Source organism: Pseudonocardia phyllosphaerae (assembly GCF_046546475.1).
GTDB classification, from domain to species: Bacteria; Actinomycetota; Actinomycetes; order Mycobacteriales; family Pseudonocardiaceae; genus Pseudonocardia; species Pseudonocardia phyllosphaerae.
Genome location: NZ_JBKGXS010000001.1, coordinates 52,263 through 77,338 on the forward strand (window position 1 = coordinate 52,263; position 25,076 = coordinate 77,338).

20 protein-coding genes are annotated in these 25,076 nt (G+C 73.0%); 14 read left to right on the forward strand and 6 right to left on the reverse strand.

All coding sequences use genetic code 11. The features are described from left to right. The first annotated feature begins 206 nt into the window (after positions 1 to 206). The 4 genes from ACLE50_RS00255 to ACLE50_RS00270 all read left to right on the forward strand — a co-directional run bounded on the left by ACLE50_RS00255 (position 207) and on the right by ACLE50_RS00270 (position 7,120). A complete protein-coding gene (locus tag ACLE50_RS00255) occupies positions 207 to 2,027 on the forward strand; it encodes a phosphoenolpyruvate carboxykinase (GTP) (protein WP_410941275.1) in 1,821 nt (606 codons plus the stop codon). 236 nt (positions 2,028 to 2,263) lie between these two features. Next, a complete protein-coding gene (locus tag ACLE50_RS00260) occupies positions 2,264 to 4,474 on the forward strand; it encodes a carbon starvation CstA family protein (protein WP_410941276.1) in 2,211 nt (736 codons plus the stop codon). Further along, on the forward strand, positions 4,471 to 4,662 hold the full coding sequence (locus ACLE50_RS00265; protein ID WP_410941277.1) for a YbdD/YjiX family protein: 192 nt from the start codon (positions 4,471 to 4,473) through the stop codon (positions 4,660 to 4,662). The genes ACLE50_RS00260 and ACLE50_RS00265 overlap by 4 nt, the downstream gene beginning before the upstream one ends. A gap of 337 nt (positions 4,663 to 4,999) precedes the next feature. Beyond that, the gene (locus ACLE50_RS00270) at positions 5,000 to 7,120 is read left to right on the forward strand and encodes a hypothetical protein (RefSeq protein WP_410941278.1); all 2,121 of its coding nucleotides are present in this window, start codon (positions 5,000 to 5,002) and stop codon (positions 7,118 to 7,120) included. Between the two features lie 125 nt (positions 7,121 to 7,245). Here ACLE50_RS00270 and ACLE50_RS00275 read toward each other — a convergent pair whose 3' ends face one another. After that, entirely contained in the window at positions 7,246 to 7,584 is a 339-nt protein-coding gene (locus tag ACLE50_RS00275) for a DUF3024 domain-containing protein (protein WP_410941279.1), read from the reverse strand. 94 nt (positions 7,585 to 7,678) lie between these two features. On the opposite strand from ACLE50_RS00275, the gene ACLE50_RS00280 reads away from it, so the two are divergent. Further along, complete coding sequence (locus ACLE50_RS00280; RefSeq protein ID WP_410941280.1) at positions 7,679 to 8,269, forward strand: peroxidase-related enzyme; 591 nt, start codon at positions 7,679 to 7,681, stop codon at positions 8,267 to 8,269. A gap of 7 nt (positions 8,270 to 8,276) precedes the next feature. On the opposite strand, the gene ACLE50_RS00285 is transcribed toward ACLE50_RS00280, so the two are convergent. Genes ACLE50_RS00285 through ACLE50_RS00295 form a run of 3 tightly spaced genes read right to left on the reverse strand, consistent with a single transcriptional unit; the run spans position 8,277 to position 10,895 of the window. Beyond that, positions 8,277 to 9,038 carry an amino acid ABC transporter ATP-binding protein gene (locus ACLE50_RS00285; protein WP_410941281.1) on the reverse strand — a complete coding sequence of 254 codons (762 nt, stop codon included), beginning with the start codon at positions 9,036 to 9,038 and terminating at the stop codon, positions 8,277 to 8,279. Further along, positions 9,035 to 9,958: an amino acid ABC transporter permease gene (locus ACLE50_RS00290; protein WP_410941282.1), complete on the reverse strand. Its 924-nt coding sequence runs from the start codon at positions 9,956 to 9,958 to the stop codon at positions 9,035 to 9,037. The genes ACLE50_RS00285 and ACLE50_RS00290 overlap by 4 nt, the downstream gene beginning before the upstream one ends. Continuing rightward, positions 9,951 to 10,895: an ABC transporter substrate-binding protein gene (locus ACLE50_RS00295; protein WP_410941283.1), complete on the reverse strand. Its 945-nt coding sequence runs from the start codon at positions 10,893 to 10,895 to the stop codon at positions 9,951 to 9,953. Before ACLE50_RS00295 ends, ACLE50_RS00290 begins: the two co-directional genes overlap by 8 nt. A gap of 298 nt (positions 10,896 to 11,193) precedes the next feature. Between ACLE50_RS00295 and ACLE50_RS00300 the strand changes: the two genes are divergently transcribed. The 7 genes from ACLE50_RS00300 (at position 11,194) to ACLE50_RS00330 (ending at position 20,265) form a co-directional block, all read left to right on the forward strand. Beyond that, positions 11,194 to 11,592 (forward strand): antitoxin, encoded by a 399-nt coding sequence (locus ACLE50_RS00300; RefSeq protein ID WP_410941284.1) that lies wholly within the window; start codon positions 11,194 to 11,196, stop codon positions 11,590 to 11,592. A 312-nt stretch (positions 11,593 to 11,904) separates the two neighbouring features. Continuing rightward, on the forward strand, positions 11,905 to 13,095 hold the full coding sequence (pdhA, locus tag ACLE50_RS00305; protein ID WP_410941285.1) for a pyruvate dehydrogenase (acetyl-transferring) E1 component subunit alpha: 1,191 nt from the start codon (positions 11,905 to 11,907) through the stop codon (positions 13,093 to 13,095). Next, positions 13,095 to 14,075 (forward strand): alpha-ketoacid dehydrogenase subunit beta, encoded by a 981-nt coding sequence (locus ACLE50_RS00310; RefSeq protein WP_410941286.1) that lies wholly within the window; start codon positions 13,095 to 13,097, stop codon positions 14,073 to 14,075. Before pdhA ends, ACLE50_RS00310 begins: the two co-directional genes overlap by 1 nt. Positions 14,076 to 14,083: 8 nt before the next feature. Next, the gene (locus ACLE50_RS00315; protein ID WP_410941287.1) at positions 14,084 to 15,637 is read left to right on the forward strand and encodes a dihydrolipoamide acetyltransferase family protein; all 1,554 of its coding nucleotides are present in this window, start codon (positions 14,084 to 14,086) and stop codon (positions 15,635 to 15,637) included. Positions 15,638 to 15,705: 68 nt separating this feature from the next. Further along, a complete protein-coding gene (locus ACLE50_RS00320) occupies positions 15,706 to 16,221 on the forward strand; it encodes an FxsA family protein (protein WP_410941288.1) in 516 nt (171 codons plus the stop codon). Between the two features lie 484 nt (positions 16,222 to 16,705). Then, a complete protein-coding gene (locus ACLE50_RS00325) occupies positions 16,706 to 17,896 on the forward strand; it encodes an ATP-binding protein (protein ID WP_410941289.1) in 1,191 nt (396 codons plus the stop codon). Positions 17,897 to 18,330: 434 nt separating this feature from the next. Continuing rightward, the gene (locus tag ACLE50_RS00330; protein WP_410941290.1) at positions 18,331 to 20,265 is read left to right on the forward strand and encodes a VanW family protein; all 1,935 of its coding nucleotides are present in this window, start codon (positions 18,331 to 18,333) and stop codon (positions 20,263 to 20,265) included. Between the two features lie 75 nt (positions 20,266 to 20,340). Here the strand turns inward: ACLE50_RS00330 and ACLE50_RS00335 are convergent, their stop codons facing one another. Continuing rightward, positions 20,341 to 22,167, reverse strand: coding sequence for an acyl-CoA dehydrogenase (locus ACLE50_RS00335; protein ID WP_410941291.1), 1,827 nt, complete (start codon positions 22,165 to 22,167; stop codon positions 20,341 to 20,343). A gap of 214 nt (positions 22,168 to 22,381) precedes the next feature. Here ACLE50_RS00335 and ACLE50_RS00340 point away from each other — a divergent pair, with 214 nt between their 5' ends. Beyond that, entirely contained in the window at positions 22,382 to 23,659 is a 1,278-nt protein-coding gene (locus ACLE50_RS00340) for a peptidoglycan recognition protein family protein (RefSeq protein ID WP_410941292.1), read from the forward strand. A 16-nt stretch (positions 23,660 to 23,675) separates the two neighbouring features. Here ACLE50_RS00340 and ACLE50_RS00345 read toward each other — a convergent pair whose 3' ends face one another. Further along, positions 23,676 to 24,308, reverse strand: coding sequence for an IspD/TarI family cytidylyltransferase (locus tag ACLE50_RS00345; protein ID WP_410941293.1), 633 nt, complete (start codon positions 24,306 to 24,308; stop codon positions 23,676 to 23,678). A gap of 392 nt (positions 24,309 to 24,700) precedes the next feature. Between ACLE50_RS00345 and ACLE50_RS00350 the strand changes: the two genes are divergently transcribed. After that, positions 24,701 to 25,051, forward strand: coding sequence for a hypothetical protein (locus ACLE50_RS00350; protein WP_410941294.1), 351 nt, complete (start codon positions 24,701 to 24,703; stop codon positions 25,049 to 25,051). Positions 25,052 to 25,076 lie beyond the last annotated feature (25 nt).

The window sequence follows — 25,076 nt, forward strand, 5'->3', positions numbered from 1 at the left end:
CGATTCGTCGTTCTGGATCGATCTACATGATCGGTGCTGTGCCTGACCTCTCAAACACGCCCATGGGTGCGCCCCGATTCCGCGGGTAGCCTCGCCGTACACATTTCCCGCCAGGGCCCGTTCCGCCTCGGTTGCCGAGACCGGATCGGGTTCACAGTTGTTCCCCCGGAACGGCGGGCCGGGGCCGGCGAGGAGAACAGGACGACATGACTGCAGCGACCGTTCCGGGTACCGACCGCGCACCGACCACCAACCAGGGCATCGTCGCCTGGGTTCAGGAGATCGCCGAGCTGGCCACCCCGGACCGCGTCGTGTGGTGCGACGGCTCGGACGAGGAGTGGAACCGGATCACCGACCAGCTCGTCGAGGCCGGGACCCTCACGCGTCTGGAGAAGAAGCCGAACTCGTTCTACGCGGCCTCCGACCCCGACGACGTCGCCCGGGTCGAGGAGCAGACCTTCATCTGTACCGAGACCGAGCGTGGCGCCGGGCCGACGAACAACTGGTGCGCGCCGGCCGAGATGAAGTCGACGATGACCGACCTCTACCGCGGCTGCATGACCGGCCGGACCATGTACGTGGTCCCGTTCTGCATGGGCCCCACCGACGCCGACGACCCGATGCTGGGCGTCGAGATCACCGACTCCGAGTACGTCGTGATCTCCATGAAGATCATGACGCGGATGGGCTCCGGCATCGTCCCGCTGCTCGACGCCGCCGGTGACCGCTGGGTCAAGGCCCTGCACTCGGTCGGTGCCCCGCTCGCCGACGGCCAGGCCGACGTCCCGTGGCCGTGCAACTCGACCAAGTACATCAGCCACTTCCCCGAGACCCGGGAGATCTGGAGCTACGGCTCCGGCTACGGCGGCAACGCCCTGCTCGGCAAGAAGTGCTACGCGCTGCGCATCGCCTCGGCCATCGCCCACGACGAGGGCTGGCTCGCCGAGCACATGCTGATCCTCAAGCTGATCTCCCCCGAGGAGAAGGCGTACTACGTCGCCGCGGCGTTCCCGAGCGCCTGCGGCAAGACCAACCTCGCGATGCTGCAGCCGACCATCCCGGGCTGGCGCGCCGAGACCGTCGGCGACGACATCGCCTGGATGCGCTTCGGTTCCGACGGCCGCCTCTACGCCATCAACCCCGAGTTCGGCTTCTTCGGCGTCGCGCCGGGCACCAACTGGAAGACCAACCCGAACGCGATGCGCACCATCGACGCCGGGAACGCGCTGTTCACCAACGTCGCGCTCACCGACGACGGCGACGTCTGGTGGGAGGGCCTCGAGGGCGAGCCCCAGCACCTCACCGACTGGAAGGGCAACGACTGGACCCCGGACTCGGGGACCGACGCCGCCCACCCGAACTCCCGCTACACCGTGCCGATCGAGCAGTGCCCGGTCGTCGCGCCGGAGTGGAACGACCCGAACGGCGTGCCGATCTCGGCGATCCTGTTCGGCGGCCGCCGCAAGACCACGGTCCCGCTGGTCACCGAGGCACGCAGCTGGCAGCACGGCACCTTCATGGGCGCCACCATGTCCTCGGAGAAGACCGCGGCCGCGGCCGGCGGGCTCGGCCAGGTGCGCCGCGACCCGATGGCGATGCTGCCGTTCCTCGGCTACAACGTCGGCGACTACTTCGCGCACTGGGTGGACGTCGGCAAGGGCGCGGACGACGACAAGCTGCCGAAGATCTTCTACGTCAACTGGTTCCGCCGCGGCGACGACGGTCGGATGCTCTGGCCCGGGTTCGGCGAGAACAGCCGCGTCCTGAAGTGGTGCATCGAGCGGATGGAGGGCAAGGCGGCCGCTGTCGAGACCCCCATCGGCCACGTGCCCACCCCGGACCAGATGGACCTGACCGAGCTCGACGCCGACCCGGCCGACATCGCGGCGGCGCTCGAGGTCGACGTCGAGGAGTGGAAGGCCGAGATCCCGCTCATCGAGGAGTGGTTCGCCAAGATCGGGGACGACAACCTGCCGTCGTCGATCAAGGACGAGTTCGAGGCGCTCAAGCAGCGACTCGGGGCCTGAGGGGCACCGGCTCCACCACGACACGTCCGCCCGAGGCGGTCCGGCAGCACGCCGGGCCGCCTCGCGGCGTGTTCGGGGCCGGGACGCGCGGTGACCAGGCGGATCCCCGCGGTGGCCACGGGTCGTTGAAGGGAAAACATCACGTCCGCGCCCGGTGACACCGTCGGTGCCCGGATCTACTCTGCGTCCTGTCCAGGTTCCACGGTGGCGCCGGACGCGCACGGCAAGGGGGCGGCATGGTCACGACGGAGCGACCGAGGGAACCGGAGAGCCCGCGGGGCGGGGCCGGTCGCCGGCTCGACCCGAAGCAGATCGCCATCTGGGCGGCCGTCGCCGTCGTCGGTGCGATCGCCTGGTCGATCGTCGCGTTCTCCCGCGGTGAGCAGATCTCCGCGGCCTGGCTGGTCTTCGCCGCCGTCGCGTCCTACGCGATCGCCTACCGCTTCTACTCGCGGTTCATCGTGCGCCGGGCGTTGCGCCCGGACGACACCCGGGCCACCCCGGCAGAGGTGGTGAACGACGGCACGGACTACCAGCCGACCGACCGCCGCGTGCTGTTCGGCCACCACTTCGCGGCGATCGCAGGCGCGGGCCCGCTGGTCGGCCCGGTGCTCGCCGCGCAGATGGGTTACCTGCCCGGCACGATCTGGATCATCGTGGGCGTCATCTTCGCCGGCGCGGTCCAGGACATGGTCACGCTGTTCTTCTCCACCCGCCGCGGCGGCCGCAGCCTCGGCCAGATGGCCCGTGAGGAGATCGGCCCGGTCGGTGGCATCGCCGCGATGGTCGCCGTCCTCGCGATCATGGTGATCCTGATGGCGGTGCTGGCGCTGGTCGTCGTGCAGGCGCTGGCGAACTCGCCGTGGGGCACGTTCTCGCTGGCCATGACGATCCCGATCGCCCTGTTCATGGGCTTCTACCTGCGCTTCATCCGGCCCGGGAAGATCACCGAGGTCTCGGTGATCGGTGTCGTCCTGCTGCTGCTCGCCATCGCGGGCGGCAGCTGGGTGCAGAACTCGGCACTGGCCGACGCGTTCACGCTCTCCGGCAACCAGCTGACCCTCGCGCTGGTGATCTACGGCTTCCTGGCCTCGGTGCTGCCGGTGTGGATGCTGCTCGCGCCGCGGGACTACCTGTCGTCGTTCATGAAGGTCGGCGTCGTCGCGCTGCTGGCGGTGTCGATCCTGGTCGCCTGGCCGACCATGCAGATGGCGCCGCTGACGCAGTTCGCGTCCAACGGCCTCGGGCCGGTCTCGCCCGGTGCGCTGTTCCCGTTCGTGTTCATCACGATCGCCTGCGGCGCGCTGTCCGGCTTCCACGCGCTCGTCGCCTCGGGCACGACGCCGAAGCTGATCCAGAAGGAGTCGCAGGTCCGGGTCATCGGCTACGGCGCGATGCTCACCGAGTCCTTCGTCGCGGTCATGGCGCTGGCCGCGGCCTGCATCCTGGACCCGGGGCTGTACTTCGCGATGAACATGCCGGCGACCGTGCTCGGCCCGACGGTCGAGTCGGCGTCGGCTGCGGTGCAGCAGATCGGGTTCACGATCTCGCCCGCCGACCTCACCGCGGCGGCCCAGGCCGTCGAGGAGCAGAGCCTGGTCGGCCGCTCCGGTGGCGCGCCCACGCTGGCCGTCGGCCTGTCGACGGTGTTCTCCCAGGTCTTCGGCGGCGACGCGCTGCGGGCGTTCTGGTACCACTTCGCGATCATGTTCGAGGCGCTGTTCATCCTCACCACGGTGGACGCCGGCACCCGCGTCGGGCGGTTCATGGTGCAGGACACGATCGGCAACGTCTGGCCGCGCTTCGCCGACACGAGCTGGCGCCCGGCCGCCTGGATCTCCTCCGCGGTGATGGTCGGCGCCTGGGGCTACCTGCTCTGGGCCGGTGTGAACGACCCGCTGGGCGGTATCTACCAGCTCTTCCCGCTGTTCGGCATCGCCAACCAGCTGCTCGCGGCGGTCGCGCTGGCCGTCTGCACCACGCTGATGATCCGGACCGGCCGGGCGCGCTACGCCTGGATCACCCTGGTCCCGCTCGCCTTCGACGCCGTGGTCACGCTCACCGCGAGCTACCAGAAGATCTTCTCGAGCAACCCGAAGATCGGGTTCTGGGCGCAGCGCAACCAGTACCAGGAGGCGCTCGACGCAGGGAAGACCAGCCTGGGCTCGGCCAAGACCGTCGAGGCGATGCACAAGGTCGTCTTCAACACCACGCTCGACACCGTCCTCACCGTGCTGTTCGCGGTGCTGATCCTCATCGTGCTGGCCGACGCGATCCGGGTGTGGATCAGGGCGCTGGGCGGCGGGACGCTGCCGGGCGGTTCCGAGGAGCCCTACGTCCGGTCCAGGATCTGGGCCCCGTCCGGCCTGATCCCGACGAAGGCCGAGCGCGAGCACGAGCGCGAGCTCGCCGGTGCCGGCGCGGGTGACTCGGGGGCGCGGCCGTGACCGGCTGGCGGGCGCGGCTGGCCGTGGCCCGGCGGCTCTTCCGTGAGCTCACCGGGGACGCGGCCTACGAGCGCTACCTGGAGCACCACGCCGAGCACCACCCGGACCGCGCACCGATGACCGAGCGCGAGTTCTGGCGGGAGCGCACCGACCGGCAGGACCGGGTGCCGACGGCGCGGTGCTGCTGACGCGGCGGGCCCGGCGTCCGGGTGTTTCACCCCGATGGAGCAGTGCATGCTGCTTCTGAGTGACCGAACGTGGACGCCGTGCGGTCCGGACGGGTGGCGTCGGGCGGGCCACACTCGTCGTCGACGCTGCGTGAGCGGGGTCGCGGGTAGCCTCCGGTGCGCAAATCGGTGTGCCGCAGCCGGGGTCGCGAGACCCGGGCGGGAAACACCGGACGGACCACGGCGATACACACCGTAGGCGTCGCCGCAGCCGTGGCGGTGCCGAGCGGTCGGAGCAGGTGTGCAGCAGCGGCCGGGTCACGAGCCCGGCCGTGCGTGTCACGGAGGTGTGGGCCAGATGCTCGATGTCCGGGTGAACCGGAGTCCGGACCCGGAGTCGCTCGTCGCGTTCGTCGAGCGGCTGGCGGGCAGTGGCCGGGGCGGTGCCGGGGTCAAGCGTGCCCGCAGCAGGGTCGTCGCCGACGTCCGGGCGGGGCGCACCCCCGCCGGTCTGCGCACGCTCGAGGCCGCCCTGGAGGCGCCCGCCCCCGAGGACCGGCCGGAGCCCGCCACCGGGTCGCTGCTCGACGCCGTCGCCGACGCTCCGCTGACCGTGCTGTCCGGCACCGCGACCGACGAGCTGGGGCGCGCGCTGGCCGAACTGACCCGCCGCGGAATGCGGGTGCTGCTCACGGGGCAGGACGCCGCACGGCTCACCGCGGTCACCACCGCGGTGCGCACGGCGCTGCCCGCCGGATCCACCGGCCGGATCGTCGACCGGATGCCCGCACTCGACCCCGCCGAGCTGCGGCGACTCCGCCGCCACCTGGCCCGTCTCGGCGCCGCGGCGGGCGCCGACCGCACGGGGCGGACGGTGCCGGAGGACTCCGTGCTGCCGTCGGCCGCGGTGATCGCCGAGTGCTGCGAGCGCGCGAACCACGTCGCCGAGGGCGATGCCGGCCGCACCGGCCGCGAGCGCGGTGACGCCGCCGCGGTCCCCGGCATGCTGCGCGGCCTCGAGGACGACCGGCGTGCCGCGGTCACCGAGGTCGCCCGCGGCGTGCTCGCCGCGCTGGACGACTTCGCCCGGCTGCCCGACGCCGACGGGCTGCGCGGCGTCGTCGGCCGCCTGGTGCACCAGGGCCTGCGCAGCGAGTTCGAGAACCTGCGCCACCTGCTCGCCCGCCAGCGCGACGACCGCCGCCGCTACGCCAGGGGTCCGACCGTCGAGCAGCGCGGGCCGCTGCCGGCCGGTGGCGACGCCGCGATCCACCGCTACCTGGACTTCCTCGAGTCGGGGGGCCGCGGCCGCCGGCGCTTCCGGTCGCCGGAGCAGCGGCAGGCCCAGCCGGCGCTCGACACGTTCCGGGTGCCCGACGCCGGCAGCGACTACGACGCCGTCTGCGCGATCGTCAACCACCTCGACCTCGCCGCCCGCGACGCCGAGATCGCCCGGCTGTGCGCGGTGCTCGGGCTGAACGCGCCGTCGTCGGCGGCCGAGCTGCCGGGCATGTGCCGCCGCCTCGACCAGGTCGCGGAGACCGTCCGCTCGGTCGGTGCGCTGCGCCACGACGTCCTGTTCCTGCAGAAGGACTCGCCGGTGATCGTGCCCGACCTGGCCGCCGCCGAGCGGGTCGCCCGCGCGATCGTCGAGTACGACGAGCACGGCGACCCGGTGCAGGCCGCCGAGGAGCTGGACACGTTCGCCGACGAGCTGGAGGCGGCCGTCCCGTCCGGGTCGCGGACCTCCGAGCACCTCGCCGCCGTCGCCGCGCTGCGCGAGCACGACGCCGACGCCTACGCCGCCGCGCTCGAGGACCTCACCCGCGCCCGCCGCGAGGTCGCCGACCGTGCCGACCTCGACCGCCTGCTCACCGAGCTGCGCCGGGGCACGTCCGGCCTGGCCGCCGCGTGGACCGCCGACGCCGAGGCAGGCACCCCCGGCTTCGGGCTCCTGCGTGCGGTCCCCGCCCGGACCCTGCTGACCTCGCTGCCGGCCGCGGACGCCGCGGACGTCGTCGTGGTGCTGGGCGCGGGCGCGCTGCAGGCCGACGCCCTGCTGCTGACCGCCGCCGCCCCGCGCCTGCTGGCCGTCGTGGGCGACGAGGCCCGCGCGTCGGGCACGACGCTGGTGGAGGTGCTGGGGCAGGCCTCCGCGCGGTTCCTGCGCGGGACCGGCGCCACCGGTGCCGAGCACGAGGCGGCCCCGGAGACCGGGACTCCGGAGACCGGGACCCCGGTCCCGGCGATCCCGGCTCAGGTCTCCGGCGAGCCCGCAGCCGCGGCGAGCACGGCCACGGGTGCCGAGTCCAGGGGTGCGGAGTCCGCGGGTGCCACGTCCGCCGGTGCTGCGGCTACGGGGGCCACGGAGGCCATGTCGACGGGTGCCGCGTCGGCGGGCGCGGTCCCGGCCCAGCGCCGTCCCGCGCCGGCCCGTCCTGCGACGACGTCGGCGCTGGCCCCGGCCCGGAAGGACTGAGGTCCTCAGCCGGTCCCGCCCTCGGCTCCGGGGCGGCTCCGGCCACGATCATCAGCGCGTCGACGGGGGCACGGCGGCAACGACGTGCTGATCATCGGCGAGGCGCGCTCGGGTGGGCCGGCGGTTCAGCGGGAGGCGCGGATCCCCGCAGCGACCCGTTCCAGCAGCACGAACGGGTCGTCGTCGGGCGGGTCCTGGCGCACCCAGCGTTCCTCGGAGGCCGGGTCGGCGCGGGCGTAGAGCGTCCAGCGGCCCTCCTCCGGGTCGTCGGCGCGCAGCTGCGCCAGCGACGTCGACGACCACGCCGGGCTCAGCTCCGGGTACGTCGGCGGCCGCCGGTCCAGGATCGTGACCGTGCGGCCCGCGGTGGTGTAGCCGATCCGCCGGTGCGCGCGTTCGTGCTCGTCGAGCACGTCGGCGCACCAGGTCGCCAGCTCGGTGCGCACCTGCTCGGGGACTCCCATGGCGCGTCATGCTCCCGGAGCGGCGCGGCCCGGGGAAGGGCGACGGCGCCGAAAGGTGTCCCCCGCGCCGCCGGGGGCACTAGCGTCGGTCACCGTGAGCAGCCACGAGGTGAGCAGGTTCGGGCACGTCGATCTCGACGGTCTCCCGCCGGACCTGGCCGAGCGGATCGGCGCGATCGCCGAACGTTCCGGCTTCGTCCCGAACGTCTTCCGTGCGCTGGGCCGGCGGCCCCGCGAGCTTCGCGCGTTCCTCGACTACCACGACGCGCTCATGGAGCCCGCCGACGACGGGGCCGGGCTGAGCCGGGCCGAGCGGGAGCTGGTCGTCGTCGCGACCTCGGGCGCCAACCACTGCACGTACTGCGTGGTGGCGCACGGCGCGGTCCTGCGGATCCGGGCCAAGGACCCGGAGATCGCCGACCGCGTCGCCACCAACCCCTACGCCGTGGAGCTGCCGGAGCGCGAGCGCGCGATCGTCGACCTGGCCCTGCTGGTCGCCCGGGACTCCGAGGGCCTCACCGACGCCGACCTCGACACCGCACGCGCCGCGGGCCTGAGCGACGACGAGATCTGGGACGTCGGCGCGATCACCGCGCTGTTCGCGATGTCGAACCGGCTCGCGCACCTGACCGCGCTGCGCCCCAACCCGGAGTTCTTCCTGATGGGGCGGCAGCCGCGCGCCTGAGCAGGGGTCAGAGCACCTTGGACAGGAACGCCCTGGTCCGCGACTCCCGCGGGTCGGACAGCACCGCGCGCGGGTCCCCGGCCTCGACGATCCGGCCGTCGTCCATGAACACCAGGCTGTCCCCGACCTCGCGGGCGAACCCCATCTCGTGCGTCACGACGATCATCGTCATGCCCTCGCGGGCCAGCTCGCGCATCACGTCGAGCACCTCCCCGACGAGCTCGGGGTCGAGCGCGGAGGTCGGCTCGTCGAAGAGCATCAGCTTGGGGCGCATGGCCAGCGCCCGGGCGATCGCGACGCGCTGCTGCTGGCCGCCGGAGAGCCGGCTGGGGTAGGCGTCGGCCCGGTCGCCCAGCCCGACCCGGCCGAGCAGCTCCATCGCCTGCTTGCGGGCCGCGTCCTTGCGCTCACCCCGGACGACGACCGGCGCCTCCATCACGTTCTCCGCGGCCGTGCGGTGCGGGAACAGGTTGAACCGCTGGAACACCATCCCGATGTCACGGCGCTGCCTGCCGAGCGCGGCGTCGCGCAGCCGGTACAGCTTCCCGTTCTCCTCGCGCAGACCCATGAGCTCGCCGTCCACCCACAACCGTCCGGTGTCGACGGACTCCAGGTGGTTGATGCAGCGCAGCAGGGTGGACTTGCCCGAGCCGGACGGCCCGATCACGCAGCACACCTGCCCCGGCTCGACGACGAGGTCGACCCCGCGCAGGACCTCGGTGTCGCCGAAGCTCTTGCCGACCGTCTCGGCCCGGACCATCGCCGTCATGCCTGCCCCTCTCCGGACTTGCCGAGCAGCCGGCTGCGCAGCAGTGGCGTGCCCTCGGTGACCGCACCGGCGACGCCGCGGCCGTAGCGCCGCTCGATGACCCGCTGCCCGGCGGTGAGCAGCGAGGTCAGCAGCAGGTACCAGGCCGCGGCCACGATCAGCAGCGGGATGGTCTGGAAGTTGGTCGAGTAGATCCGCTGCGCGGAGGTCAGCAGCTCGGTGTATCCGATGACGACGACCAGTGACGTCGTCTTCAGCATGCCGATCGTCTCGTTGCCGGTCGGCGGCACGATCACCCGCATCGCCTGCGGCAGGATCACCCGGCGCAGCGTCTGCACCCGGGTCATGCCGAGCGCCTCGGCGGCCTCGGTCTGGCCGTGGTCGACCGACTGGATGCCGCCGCGGACGATCTCGGCCATGTACGCGGCCTCGTTCAGCCCCAGGCCCAGCAGGCAGGCCAGGAACGGGCTGATCAGCGTGTTCGTGTCGAACACGACGAACTCCGGGCCGAACGGGATGCCCAGCGACAGGTTCGGGTAGAGCGCCGACAGGTAGCTCCAGAACAGCAGCTGGGCGATCAGCGGGGTACCGCGGAACAGCCACAGGTACACCCCGGCGACGCCGGAGAGCACCGGGTTCGGCGACAGCCGCATCACCGCGAGCCCGATCCCGCCGAGGATGCCGATCAGCATCGACAGCACGGTCAGGATCAGCGTGTTCTGCAGCCCGCGCAGGATCGGGCCGGAGAACAGGTACTCCCCGACCAGCGACCAGCCGAAGTTGTCGTTGGTGAGCAGGGTGTGGACCAGCATGGCCGCAAGCACGGCGAGAACCGCGATCGCGACCCACCGTCCGGGGTGCCGGACGGGGACCGCGTCGCGGGGCTCGGGCCGGGTGCCGGTCGGGGCCGGCTCAGCCACCGTTGATCTGCGAGGTCGGGACCGCGCCGTTGGCGACGTTCCACTTGTCGAGGATCTTCGCGTAGGTGCCGTCGGCGATCAGCGCCTGCACCGCGCCCTGCACGGCCTTGGCGTACTGGCCGTCGTTCTTCTTCACCGCGATGCCGTACGGCGCGGTGTCGTAGGGCTGTCCGGAGACCTCGACGGCGCCCTGGGTGGTCGTCTGGGCGTAGGACGCGACCGGGGAGTCGGCCAGCATCGCGACGATCCGGTTCGAGTTCAGCGCCAGCGTCACGTCGGTCTGTGCCTGCAGCTCGGTGACCGCGATCGCCGGCTTGCCCGCGTCGGTGCACTTCTTGGTGCGGGCCTGCACGTCCTCGACCTGCACCGTGCCCTGCTGGACGCCGACGGCCTTGCCGCACAGGTCGTTCGGGTCGATCTTGTCCGGGTTGCCCTTGCGGGTGGCGAAGCTGGTGCCCGCGGAGAAGTAGCCGACCATGTCGAGCACCTTGGTGCGCTCGGCGTTGATCGTCAGCGACGAGATGCCCGCCTCGTAGCGGCCGCCGGTGATGCCCGGGATGATCCCGGAGAACTGGCTCTGCTGGAACTGGGGCTGCAGCCCGAGCTTCTGCGCGACCGCGGTGCCGAGGTCGACGTCCATGCCGATGATGCTGCTGCCGTCGGCGCCGGTGAACTCGTTCGGCGGGTAGGTCGGGTCGGTGCCGACGACCCACTTGCCGTCGGCCTTCACCGCCGCCGGGACCATCGCGGCGAGCTTCTCGTCCTTCGCGGCCGCCGGGATCGGCGTGTCGGTGGAGACGGCTCCGGAGCCACCGGAGGGGGCGGAGCCTCCGCTGCCGTCGCCGCCCGCGCCGCAGCCGGCGAGGACCAGTGCGGTCAGCGAGACCGCGGCGACCCCGGTGAGGGATCGGACGCGGCGGGATCGGGCGGTCGTCATGCGGGCCTGGCCTTCCGGGTCGTGCGCGGGTCGAACCGGGCGATCGTGCCACTCCTGAAGCAGGTGCTCACAGCGTTCGGGCCGATCCGTTACACGCCCGTCGCAGCGCCGCGGAACTCCGCACCGGTCCGCGCACGTTCCCCTACTGTGGGTCGACGACCGGCTGCCCGGTTGACCGACCGGTGCAGCGGGAAGTCCGGTTCCCACGACCTGCGCCCACGCGCGATGCCCGGACCCGGACGCAGCGATCCCGACGCACGCGCGGCCCACCGCCGAGCCGCGCCCACAGGAGGTACCCATGTCGATCTTCCGCCGACTCACCGTGCTGGCGGGGGCCGCCGAGGCCGCCCGCCGCTACGCCCGGAACAACCCGGACAAGGCCGGCAAGGTGCTGGACCAGGCCGCCCAGTTCGTCGACAAGCAGACGAAGGGCAAGTACACGAACCAGATCTCCGGGGCGACCCGCAAGGTCAAGGACGCCACCGGCATCCCGCAGCCCGGCTTCGGCTACGGCGCCCCGGGCACCACGCCGCCCGCGCCGGGGCAGCCGGGCACCGCCACTCCGCCGCCGCCGGGTGCTACGCCGCCGCCGGCGCCGGGTGCTCCGGGCACCCCGCTGGGCAACGGGCAGCAGCCGGGCGCGGCGTCGCCGCAGCAGCCGCCGGTGATCCCGCCGGAGCGCCCCGCCGGCTCCTGAGCAGTGCCGCGGCGTCACGGCGCGCGATGATCTTCGTCGGACGTCCGACCGTCGTGAAACCGATGGTCAGGGCGTCCGACGGTCCGTCTCCCGATGGCCCCGGTGCCCGTCCACGGTACCGGGGCCGTCGTGTGCCCCGAGCGCCCGCGCCGGTGTCCGCGACCGCCTCCGACGTGCCAGGATCGACGACGACGCGCCCGCGTCCGGACCGCCACCCGCGGCCGGGTACGCGCGTCGGCCGCCCGCGACGAGGCGGGCATCGAGACCGTCGCCGGCCGTCACCCCGGTCCGTGCGACAGGAGGAGGTACGCCGTGGAGGAACCGCAGGCGTGGGTACCGACCGATCCCCGGTCACGCCCCAGCCACGACCAGGTCGTCGCCGGGCTCAAGGGGGTCGACGAGGGTGGCCCCGAGCTCGTCCAGCTGCTGACCCCCGAGGGTGAGCGGGTGCACGACGAGCGGTTCGACCGGTACGCCGACGAGGTGGACGTCGAACAGCTCAAGGCCCTCTACCGGGACATGGTCCTGGTGCGCCGGGCCGACCGGGAGGGCAACTCCCTGCAGCGCCAGGGCGAGCTCGGCATCTGGGTGCCGCTGCTCGGCCAGGAGGCCGCGCAGGTCGGCTCCGGGCGGGCGCTGCGCCCGACCGACATGGCGTTCCCCAGCTACCGCGAGCACGGCGTCGCGTGGACCCGCGGGATCGACCCGACCGAGCTGCTCGGGATCTTCCGCGGCACCGACCACGGGTCCTGGGACTTCGCCGAGCGGCGGTTCCACCCGTACACGATCGTCATCGGCAACCAGTGCCTCAACGCCGCCGGCTACGCGATGGGCCAGCGCTTCGAGTCCAAGGTGGGCGATCCCGCTTCCGGCGAGGCGACGATCTGCTACTTCGGTGACGGCGCCACCAGCCAGGGCGACGTGCACGAGGGATTCGTCTGGGCCGCCGCGTACGACGCGCCGCTGGTCTTCTTCTGCCAGAACAACCAGTGGGCCATCTCGGTGCCGCTGGACCGCCAGACCCGGGTGCCGCTCTACCAGCGTGCCCGCGGCTACGGCTTCCCCGGAGTCCGGGTCGACGGCAACGACGTCCTCGCCTGCCTCGCCGTGACCCGGTGGGCGCTCGAGGAGTGCCGCACCGGCAACGGCCCGGTGCTGATCGAGGCGTTCACCTACCGGATGGATGCGCACACCACCTCCGACGACGCGACCCGCTACCGGCTCGCCGACGAGGTGGAGCTGTGGAAGCTGAAGGACCCCATCGAACGGGTGCGCGTGCACCTGACCCGCCGCCTCGGCGTCGGGCAGGACTTCGTCGACGCCGTCGAGGCCGAGGCCGACGAGCTGGGCGCGCGGCTGCGCGAGTTCTGCCGGGCGATGCCCTCGCCAGGGCCGGAGCGGATGTTCTCCGAGGTGTACGCCGACGCGTCCGACCAGGTATCCCGTCAGCGTGACGAGTACCTGGCCTACCATGCGTCCTTCCTGGACGGGGAGGCCTCCTGATGGCCGGCGGGACGACGATGGCGAAGGCGCTCAACGACGGCCTGCGCGCCGCGATGGAGCGCGACCCCAAGGTCCTGGTCATGGGTGAGGACGTCGGCAGGCTCGGCGGTGTCTTCCGGATCACCGACGGGCTGCAGAAGGACTTCGGCGAGCAGCGCGTGCTCGACACGCCGCTCTCGGAGTCCGGGATCATCGGCGCGGCCGTCGGGCTCGCGGTGCGCGGGTTCCGCCCGGTCTGCGAGATCCAGTTCGACGGGTTCGTGTTCCCCGGCTACGACCAGATCGTCTCCCAGCTGGCGAAGCTGCGGTACCGCACGCAGGGCCGGGTTCCGGTCCCGGTCGTCGTCCGGATCCCGTTCGGTGGCGGCATCGGCGCGGTCGAGCACCACTCCGAGTCGCCCGAGTCGCTGTTCGCGCACGTCGCGGGGCTCAAGGTCGTCGCCTGTTCCAACCCGGCCGACGCGCACTGGATGATCCAGCAGGCCGTGCTGAGCGACGACCCGGTCGTGTTCTTCGAGCCCAAGCGCCGCTACTGGGAGAAGGGCGAGGTCGACACCGACCTCGCCGCGGCCCCGCCGCTGCAGTCCTCGCGCGTCCTGCGCCCGGGCTCGACGCTCACCCTGGCCACCTACGGGCCGATGGTGAAGACCTGCCTGGAGGCCGCCACGGCCGCCGCGGAGGAGGGTCGCGAGCTCGAGGTGATCGACCTGCGCTCGCTGTCCCCGCTGGACCTCGGCCCGGTCGCCGAGTCGGTGCGCCGCACCGGGCACCTCGTCGTGGTATCCGAGGCGCCGTCGGAGTCGTCGGTGACCTCCGAGGTCGCGGCCCGGATCCAGCAGGAGTGCTTCTTCTCCCTGGAGGCGCCGGTGCTGCGGGTGACGGGCTTCGACACCCCGTACCCGCCGTCGCGGCTGGAGGACGACTTCCTGCCCGATCTGGACCGGGTGCTCGACGCCGTCGACCGTTCGCTGGCCTGGTGAGGAGACCCGTGCGCGAGCTGTTCAACCTTCCCGACGTGGGCGAGGGACTGACCGAGGCCGAGATCGTCACCTGGCGGGTCCAGCCGGGCGACACCGTCGCGGTGAACGACGTGATCGTCGAGATCGAGACGGCGAAGGCCGCGGTGGAGCTGCCGTCGCCGTGGGCCGGGACGGTGCAGGAGCTGCTGGCCGAGCCCGGGGTCACGCTGACCGTCGGGACGCCGATCATCGCGATCGACACCGCCGGTGGTGCGGCGTCCTCGCCGGAGCAGTCGCCGGCGGAGGGTTCCGCGGACGGCGGCGCGAAGATCGGCGAGGCGGGCAAGGACGGCCGGATCGCCACGCTCGTCGGGTACGGGCCGCGGCAGGGGTCGGCGAAGCGCCGCCCGCGCCGCGGCGCTGCCCCGGAGGGCGGGCCGCTCCCGCCGGTCGCGGGAGCCCCCGCGGTACCGGCCGGGGACCCGGTCGCGCCGGACACCCCCGCCGCGACCGCGCCGGCGCAGCCGGCCGGCGCCGTGCAGGGGGGTGCCGCGCAGGAGGGTGCCGCAGAGGTCCCGCACGACGGTGGCAGCCGCGGTACCCCCGACGCGGGCCCCACCGCCGGTGCCGTGCCGCTCGCCCCGCCGCCGGTCCGGATGCTGGCCCGGGAGCTGGGCGTCGACCTGCGGACGATCACCGGCTCCGGTCCGCACGGCCGGATCACCCGCGACGACGTGCAGGCCGCGTCATCGGGTGCGGCGTCGTCGGGTGCTGCGTCGCCGGGTGTGGCTGCCGGTGCGGCCTCCGGTGTGGACGGAACGGGGGCCGGAGCCGCGGCACCCGCGAACGGGGCCGGTGCGCCCGCACCCGTGCGCCCGGCCGGTTCCGGGGACCGGCGCGAGCCGATCCGCGGCGTGCGCAGGGCCACCGCGGCCGCGATGGTCTCCAGCGCGTTCACCGCCCCGCACGTCACCGAGTTCCTGTCGGTCGACGTCACCGAGACGATGGCGCTGCGCGAGCGGCTGAAGGCGTCGAGGGCGTTCGCCGGGGTGAAGCTGACCCCGCTGGCGTTCGTGGCGAAGGCGGTCTGCCTGGCCGCCGCCCGGACCCCCGCGGTCAACGCCAGCTGGGACGAGCGGGCCGGCGAGATCGTCTACTACGAGCGGGTGCAGCTCGGTATCGCCGCGGCGACCCCGCGCGGGCTGGTCGTCCCGAAGATCCGCGACGCCGACCGGCTCGGCCTGCGCGACCTGGCCGAGGGGCTGTCGACGCTCACCGACACGGCCCGCGCGGGGAAGACGGCGCCCGCGGACCTGGTCGGCGGCACGTTCACGATCAGCAACGTCGGCGTCCTCGGCGTGGACACCGGCACGCCGATCCTCAACCCCGGCGAGGCGGCGATCCTGGCCGTCGGCTCGATCAAGCAGGCGCCGTGGGTCGTCGACGGCGAGCTGGCCGTGCGGACGGTGTGTCAGCTGGCGCTGTCGTTCGACCACCGGGTCGTCGACGGGGCCGAGGGCTCGCAGTTCCTCGCCGACGTCGGCGCCCTGCTGGAGGACCCGGGGATCGCGCTCACCTGGTGAGGTTGCTCCGTCCGGGGACGATCCGGGCGGAACGGGAGCAGAACGGCGTGCCCGTGCGTTGAGAGGGCATGCCGTTCCTGCTGCTGTACGTCGTGCTCGAGGTGCTGGCGGTCGTCGCGCTGGCGTCGTGGATCGGGCTGGGCTGGACGCTGCTCGTCCTGCTCGCCGGGTCGCTGCTGGGGCTCGCCCTGGCCCGGCGGGAGGGCATCCGTGCCGCCCGCGCGCTGGCCACGGCGGTGCAGCGCGGGAAGCTGGCCCACTCCGAGGCCACCGACGGCCTGCTCGTCGCCCTCGGCGGTGTGCTGCTGTTCGTGCCCGGTCTGATCACCGACGTGCTGGGCCTGCTGCTGCTCGTGCCGCCGATCCGCGGGATCGTGCGGCGCAGGCTGGTCGGCGCGGCGGAGCGCCGCTCGCCGGGCCTGCGCACGGCGCGGATCCGCTACGGCGCCACCGTCGTCGACGGCGAGGTCGTGCCGGACGAGCCGGCAGGCCGCGGCCCGGCCCCGGCGGTCGGCCGGGGTCCGGTGGTCGAGGGGGAGATCGTCGAGGGCGAGGTCGTCGACGGTCCGCGCCGGGAGTCCTGACCCCGGCGCGGGGAGGTCACCAGCTGGGGCGGGCGGTCACGAGGAGCGCGCGGAGCCCGTCCCACCGGCTCCGTCGTACACGCTGTGTGATGGGTCGCATGCGGAGGGTCGAGTGGTGCACCTGCACGGCGCGGTGCCGTCCACGGTTGCGGCTCACGATGGTCCCTTCCCCTGCGGGATCGGCGCTTCTGCGGGTGTACGCGACCCAGTGTCGCTGCTCAGGCGGGTCGTGACCAGGGGTCGGGGTGGAGGCCACTCCATCGTGACGACACCGATGTGATTCAGCTGCCGGCCTCTACGCAGGGTCGGCACGGGCGGCGCGCTGGGCCCGTGGGAGTCGGTCGTGCGCAATGCTCAACTCACGTTCCGTGACCGGGCCGTGAGGCGTCGTCCACTGGGCCGCACGGGTGAGAGCCGGCGACACGCCGCGCGTCGCATAGTCACGTCTACGGCTCGCGCAAGACCGGCGGATACCGTCACAGACATGGACCCGGTGCGGAACCCGTTCGCCCCCGGCGCCGGGCAGCGCCCGCCCGAGCTCGCCGGACGCGACCGCGAGGTCGACGCGTTCGAGATCGTCCTCGAGCGGGTCGCGCGCGGCCGCCCCGAGCGCAGCCTCGTGCTGACCGGGCTGCGCGGCGTCGGCAAGACCGTGCTGCTCGGCGAGCTGCGCTCGATGGCGATGCACGCAGGCTGGGGCGCCGGGAAGATCGAGGCCCGCCCGGACGCCGACCTGCGCCGGCCGCTGTCCGCCGCGCTGCACCGCGCGATCCGCGATCTCGCCGTCCGGCACCGTGCCCCGGAACGTATCGACGAGGTCCTCGGTGTGCTCAAGGCGTTCGCCATGCGGTCGGCCCCGGACGGCGCGAAGCTGCGCGAACGCTGGCAGCCCGGCATCGACGTCCCGGTGAAGAACGGCCGCGCCGACTCCGGGGACATCGAGATCGACCTCGTCGAGCTGTTCACCGAGGTCGCCGAGCTCGCCCAGGACGTCGGCTCCGGGATCGCGCTGCTCATCGACGAGATGCAGGACCTGCGGCCCGAGGACGTGTCGGCGCTGTGCGCCGCCTGCCACGAGCTGTCCCAGGCCCGTCAGCCGCTCGTCGTCGTCGGGGCGGGGCTGCCGCACCTGCCCGCGGTGCTGTCGGCGTCGAAGTCCTACTCGGAACGGCTGTTCAAGTACTCCCGGATCGACCGCCTCGACCGCGCCGACGCCGACTTCGCGCTGATCGCCCCGGCCGAGCGCGAGGACGCGGTGTTCGACCAGGAGGCCCTCGACGACCTCTACGTCCGCTCCGGCGGCTACCCCTACTTCGTCCAGGCCTACGGAAAGGCCGCCTGGGATGCCGCACCCACCAGCCCGATCGGGGTGCCGGACGTCGCGATGGCCGCACCCGAGGCCGAGGCCGAGCTGGCCGTCGGGTTCTTCGGGTCCCGCTACGAGCGGGCCACCCCGGCGGAACGGGAGTACCTGCGCGCCATGGCCGAGCTGACCGACGGCGAGGACCTCCCGGTCGAGACCGCGCTGGTCGCCAAGCACCTGGACCGACGGGCGTCGTCGCTCTCCCCGGCCCGCGACAGCCTGCTCAAGAAGGGTCTCGTGTACTCCGCGCAGCGCGGCCAGATCGCGTTCACCGTCCCGCATTTCGGCCGGTACCTGCTCGCCAACACATGATCTTCGAAGATCTTTTCCGGCCGGTGTAACACCGCCGGGGCCTGCGACGACGTCCTCTGTGAGCCCCGCGGCAGCACCGGACCCCCGACCCGATGCAGCCGCGGGGCGTTCCACGTTCCGGGACCCCTGCGGATCCCGCCGTGCCGGGGGCCGGTTCGCACGCCGGTGTCGCGGCGCCGGGTGCTGCCGGGGCCCGGACCGGCCGCCAGTAGCATTCCTCCGCGTGACCGCGTCCTGACGGCCGCCGACGACCAGCACGAGGTCGAGGTCCAGGGCGTCGCCTGCCCGGTGATGCGCGAACGCGACCTGTACGCCGTCGCCGGCACACGCACCGAGCACAGGACCGGCCTCCACCCCAGGGCCCGTCCCTCCGGTCGCCGATCCCCGACGGCGGCCGGAACCGCCCGAGCTGCCCGAGCGCGGAAGGAACCCCGATGCCCGATCGTCAGTCCCCGGCCGGCGAGAACACCGGCTCGCCGGGTGGCCCGCAGGGCATCCCGCTCAGCGAGCAGCGCACCCACGTCCTCCCCCGGGTCGGTGCCGACGGCGGCACCGCGGTCCTGGGCGGCGACGCCCCGGCATCCGCGCCCGCACCCGGCCCCGGTGGTCCCGGCGGCCCGGGCGGCCCCGGTGGCGGCGGGGACGACGGCGGCAACGACAACAACGACAACGGCAACAACGGTGACGGCGGGCGGCGCCGCAAGCGCCCGGTCGGCCTGATCGTCGCGGCCGCGGCCGTCGGCGTCCTGGGGCTCGGCTACGCCGGTGACCTGGTGTTCAGCTCCGGCAGCGTGCCGCGCGGCGTCACCGTCGCCGGCCAGCAGATCGGCGGGCTGTCCCGCGCCGCGGCCACCGAGAAGCTGCAGGGCGCGATCGAGCCGCGCACCTCGAAGCCGGTGCCGGTGCAGGCCGGCGACGTCCGGACCGAGATCGACCCGAAGGCGTCGGGGCTGAAGGTCGACTACCGCAAGACCCTGGACGACGCCGGCAGCCAGCCGCTCAACCCGGTGACCCGGATCAGCTCGTTCTTCACCAACCGCGAGGTCGGCGTGGTCAACACCGCCGACGACCGCGCCGTGCGCACCGCGCTGGAGCAGCTGTCCCCGCTGGTCAACTCCGAGCCGGAGGAGGGCGCGGTCCGCTTCGACGGTGCCAACCCGGTCGCCGTCCCGCCGAAGCCGGGCCACACGCTCGACGTGAACGCCGCCGTCGGCGAGGTCGAGGAGAACTGGGCCTCCGGTGCTCCGGTGCAGCTGCCGGTCAGCACCCAGCCGGCCGGGACCACCCCCGAGGACGTCCAGAAGGCCGTCGACGAGGTCGCCCGCCCGGCCGTGGCGTCGCCGCTGACCGTCACCGGCGAGGGGGCGACGGCCACGATCCAGCCGGCCGACGTCGCCAAGGCGCTGAGCTTCAGCCCTGACCCGGACGGCGCGACCAAGCTGGTCCCGAAGGTCAGCGACAAGATCCTCGAGGACGCGGCGGAGGACCAGCTCAAGGGCACCGAGAAGCCCGGCGTCGACGCCCGTCTCGACCTGGGGGCCACCCCGCCCAAGGTCGTCCCGTCGCAGGACGGGCGGGGCATCGACTACGCCAAGACCTTCGCCAACGTGCTCCCGGTGCTGACCGGCCCCGGCAAGCACGAGGTCCCGGCGATCTACGAGACGAAGCCGGCCGAGATCACCACCCAGGACCTGCAGTCCCTCGGCGAGGCCAAGGAGATCAGCTCGTTCACCACGGGCGGGTTCGCCCAGGACTCCGGGCAGAACATCAAGCGTGCGGCCGAGGCCATCGACGGCCAGATCGTCCAGCCCGGCCAGACGTTCAGCCTCAACGGCGTCACCAACCCGCGCGACGCCTCCAACGGCTACGTCGACGCCGGCATCATCGAGGACGGCCACCCCGCCCGCGGCGTCGGCGGCGGTGTCTCGCAGCTGGCCACCACGCTCTACAACGCCTCCTACTTCGCCGGGATGACCGATGTGGAGCACAAGGAGCACAGCTTCTACATCAGCCGCTACCCGGTGGCGCGCGAGGCGACGGTCTTCAACAACCTGATCGACGTCAAGTTCCGCAACGACGGGCCCACCGCCGTGCTGATCAAGACGTCGTGGACGCCGAGCAACGTCACCGTGAAGTTCCTCGGCCAGAAGATGTGGGACGTGAGCTCCCAGACCGGGCCGAAGTCCGACCCGACCGAGCCGCAGGTCGTCACGATCCCGCCGGGCCAGGAGTGCCAGCCCAGCGAGGGCAAGCCGGGCTTCACTTCGACCGACACCCGGACCATGCGCAACGTGCAGACCGGGGAGACGCAGAGCCACACCCGCACGGTGAAGTACAACCCGCACCCGACGGTGAAGTGCGGCAGCTGACGGCGTAGCAGCCCACACGACGAAGGCCCGGCCCGGGAGTCCCGGGGCCGGGCCTTCGTCGTCGGTGGGGCCGGATCAGAACGCGGCCTCGTCCAGCTCCATCAGCGCGTTGTCCGCGTTCTCGACGACCGCGCGGTCCGAGGTCAGGCGAGGCAGCACGGTCCTGGCGAAGAACGAGGCGACGCCGACCTTGCCCTCGTAGAACGACCGGTCCTTGGCGGAGAGGCCGTCGGTGCCCAGCTTCTCCAGCGCGACGCTCGCCTGGCGCAGCAGCAGCCAGCCGACGAGCAGGTCGCCGACCGCCAGCAGCAGCCGCACGGTGTGCTGGCCGACCTTGTAGAGGTTGGTGACGTCCTCGGCGGAGGCGTAGAGGTAGCCGGTCAGCGAGCCGAGCATCCCCTGCACGTCCTGCAGGGCCGTGCCGAGCAGCGCCCGCTCCTCCTTGAGGCGGCCGTTGCCTGCGTCGGAGTCGAGGAACGCCTGCACCTCGCCGGCGACGAACGCGAGTGCCTGGCCGTTGTCCCGCACGATCTTGCGGAACAGGAAGTCCAGGGACTGGATCGCGGTCGTGCCCTCGTAGAGGGAGTCGATCTTCGCGTCGCGGATGTACTGCTCGAGGGCGTAGTCCTGCAGGAAGCCCGAGCCGCCGAGGGTCTGCAGCGACTGCACCAGCTGCTCGGTGGCACGCTCGGAGCCGACGCCCTTGACGATCGGCAGCAGCAGGTCGTTGACCTTCTCGGCCAGCTCCGCGTCCTCGCCGCCGAGACGGATCTTGTCCTGCTGGACGGCGGTGTAGAGGTACACCGAGCGCATGCCCTCGGCGTAGGCCTTCTGCAGCATCAGGCTGCGCCGGACGTCGGGGTGGTGGGTGATCGTGACCCGCGGCGCGGTCTTGTCGGTCATCTGGGTGAGGTCGGCGCCCTGGACGCGCTCCTTGGCGTAGTCCAGCGCGGTCAGGTAGCCGGTGGACAGCGTGCCGATCGCCTTGGTGCCCACCATCATCCGGGCGTACTCGATGACCTGGAACATCTGCGCGATGCCGTCGTGCACCTCGCCGAGCAGCCAGCCCTGGGCCGGGGTGCCGTGCGCCCCGAACGTCAGCTCGCAGGTGGTGGAGCCCTTGAGGCCCATCTTGTGCTCGACGTTGGTCACGAACGCGCCGTTGCGCTCGCCCGGCTCGCCGGTCTGCGAGTCGAAGTGGAACTTCGGCACCAGGAACAGCGAGAGGCCCTTGGTGCCCTGCTTCGCGCCCTCGGGGCGGGCCAGCACCAGGTGCATGATGTTCTCGGTGAAGTCCTGCTCGGCCGAGGTGATGAAGCGCTTCACGCCCTCGATGTGCCAGCTGCCGTCGGGCTGCTCGACCGCCTTGGTGCGGCCGGCGCCGACGTCGGAGCCCGCGTCGGGCTCGGTCAGCACCATCGTCGCGCTCCAGCCGCGGTCGATCATCAGCTGCGCCCAGCGCTTCTGGTCCTCGGTGCCGTTGCGGTGCAGGATCGACGCGAAGTTCGGGCCGGTCATGTACATGAACACGGCCGGGTTCGAGCCGAGGATCATCTCCGCGGCGGCCCACTGGACGGAGGGCGGGACGCCCATGCCGCCCAGCTCGTTCGGCAGGCTCAGCCGCCACCACTCGCCGTCCCAGAGGACCTTGTAGGCGTCCTTGAGCTCCTGCGGGGTGGTGACCGAGAAGGTCGCGGGGTCGTAGACCGGCGGGTTCCGGTCGATCGTCGCGTAGTGCTCGGCCAGCGGCCCGGTGCACACCGACGACAGCTCGGACAGCACGCCCCTGGCGGTGTCGGCGTCCATGTCGGCGAACGGTCCGGTGCCCAGGTGGTCCTGCACCGAGAAGACCTCGAAGAGGTTGAACTCGAGGTCGCGCACGTTGCTCTTGTAGTGGCCCATCCCGTACTCCCCGCAACTCTGCCAGGGCCGATCGAACTTACCGGCCGGTAACTGACGCCAGAGTATTACTCGCTGGTAACCGTTTCAAGGCCCTTCCGGTACCGGTCGTGCCGGGTATCTCCGGGTGACCCTCCGGCGCGCCTCGTCGTGAAACGTGTGTTGCGCACGAGGATGAGGTGACGCATGGGGTGAGTACGGCGGCGTGGAGGCGGGCATGGACGGGGCAGGACGTGCGTGGAGCCGGCGCGGGGTGCTGCTCGGTTCGCTGGTCGCCGGGGCCGCGCTGACCGGGCTGCCGGCCGGACCCGGGCGGGCGCTCGCGTCGACGGGCGCCCCCGGCCGGGCACCGGTCCCGCCACCGGGCCCGCCGGTCGCACCCGGCCCGCCCGCGGTCCCGGGCCCGGTCGGCGACGGGCTCGCCCACGCCGAGGGCGTGCCCGCGCCCTACATCGCGCGCTGCTTCGAGTGGGGAGCGCGGCCGCCGTCGTCACCGCCGCAGATCCACGATGTCCGCCCGATCCGGATCCTGGTGCACCACACCGCCGGCCCGAACGGCACCGACTACGGCGTGCCCGCCGCGCACGCGCTGGCGCGGGGCATCCAGCGCTACCACATGGACCACAACGGCTGGCTCGACTCGGGCCAGCACTTCACGATCTCCCGCGGTGGCCACGTCATGGAGGGGCGGCTGTGGAGCCTCGGTGAGCTCAACCGCGGTCGGCGCGTCGTCGAGGGCGCGCACTCGCCCGGGCAGAACGTGATCGCGATCGGCATCGAGAACGAGGGCACCTACACCGGCGCCACCCCGACGCCGATGCTGTGGCACTCGCTGCGCGCCACGTGCGCCTACATCTGTGACAAGTACGGGATCGCCCCCACCGAGCTCTACGGGCACCGCGACTTCCGCGACACGCTCTGCCCCGGCGACCGGCTCTACGCCGCGCTGCCCCGGCTGCGTCGCGAGGTCGCGTCGCTGATGGGGCGACGGGTGTCCCGTACCGAGGTGGTCCGGTCCGGGTGGCCGGCCCTGCGTGGCGGCGACCGCGGCCCGGCGGTGGAGGCCGCGCAGTACCTGCTGCGCGACAGCGGTTTCTACCGGGGCAGGCCGGACGGCCGCTACGACGCGCGCACCGGCGCCGCGGTCACCGCGCTGCAGCGGGCCCACCGGGCGGGGAGACCGGTCTGCGGCGCCTGCGGCGCCGACGCGGGCACCGGAGTGCTCGGCGGACTGTCCTGGCCGTTGCTGGCGCGCCCCGTGCGGCTCGGTTCCGCGGGTGTACGCGGGGGGCGTGGCGCCGAGGGTTCCGGTGTCCCCGGCGGCCCGGGGGTCCCGGGGGACGACGTCGTTCGGGCGGTCGGGGTGCTCGCGGCGGCGCGGAACACCGAGAGCGTCCCGGACGTCGTGGACGGGCCGGCATGGCAGCGGCTGCTGTCCGGACCGGGGACCCCGGTTCCCGGTGGCGGCGACCCGGCAGGCGTCGCGAACCGCTGAGCGTGGCGCCGCCGGTTCAGCGGGCCAGGCGCCGGACCACCGCCAGGTCCTCCGGGCTCGCGACGTGCAGGTTCGCCGGGTCCCCCGGCACCGTCACGACCCGGTGGCCGAGCGCGGCCAGCATTCCGGAGTTCTCCACCGGACGGGGCGCGTCGGCGTGCGCGGCGCGCAGCACGTCCGCCCGGAACGCCTGCGGGGACTGGGCGAGGACGGTGTCCTGCTTGGGCAGCGTCTCCTGCACGACGCCGTCGACGACCCGCTGCACGACCTCGAGCATCGGGACGACCGGCACCGCGGCGTCGGCGCCCGCCCGGACCGCGGCGATCGCGTCGGTGAACAGCCGGTCCGCGGCCAGCGGATGTGCCGGGTCGGCGAGGACGAGGATCTCCGTGTCGTCCGGGACGGCCGCGAGCCCGTTGCGCAGCGACACCGCCTGGTGCTCGCCGCCGACGGCCGGCGCATCGACCGGCTCACCGTCCCACTCGACCCCGGCGGGCAGCACGAGCGCGACCCGGTCACAGGTGCGTCGCGCGGCCGCGACGGTGTGGTCGACCAGGCGTCGCCCGGCCAGCTCCTCCATCTGTTTGAGCCGGCCGAACCGGCTGCCGCTGCCCCCGGCCAGGACGATCGCCCACACCGCGCCGGTCACGTGTCGCACCTCTCCTCGGTCACTCCTGTGATCCTGCCCTCCGTCCGAACGGGACGGCGCATGCGGCGCGGAGCGTCCCGAAATGCCTGATCGATCCAGTTGTGCAGCACCGGTTGTCACCCCTGGCACAGACGCGACTGCGCCGAGTCACCCCCCACCTCCCCGCGGCGGGGGACGGGGGCGGGATGATCGGGTGCGTCGGGCCGGCGTGGAACCGGGAGCCCCCGCGCCGGCCCGGCCCCGAACCGTGCACCGCGCCCGGGGCGGCACCGTTATCCCATCGTGCGCGAGATGTGATCGGCAAGTGCCGACCCCGCGCGTCCCGTACCCCCTCTGACGTGGTAAAACTTCAGACGATCACGCGACGGACACGGGGTCGGGGGGAACACGTCGTGAAGCGGTTGGCAGGGGCGGTCGTCGGTATGTCGGCGGTGGCGCTGGTGGTGGCGTATCTGGCGTTCGGGTGGCCTGTGCTGCTCGTCGGAGGCCCGCTGTTCGTGGGCGTCGCGATCACGGTCGCGGTGATCGTGGTCACGGAGCGTCCCCGGGCGGTGCTCGTCGAGCGCCGCGAGGAGCGGGCCGGAGCCTCCCCCTGGCGGACCGCCGCCGAGCGTGGCGAGCAGCCCAGCACCGGTCTGATGAGCGGCTTCTTCGAGCTGTCCTCGGTGTCCGGCGTCGCGGGTGTCCCCGAGCAGCGGCCTGCGCCGGCAGCGCCGACAGCCCGGCCCGCCGCCGCGCGGTAGCGGTAGGACACAATCGCGGGGGTGA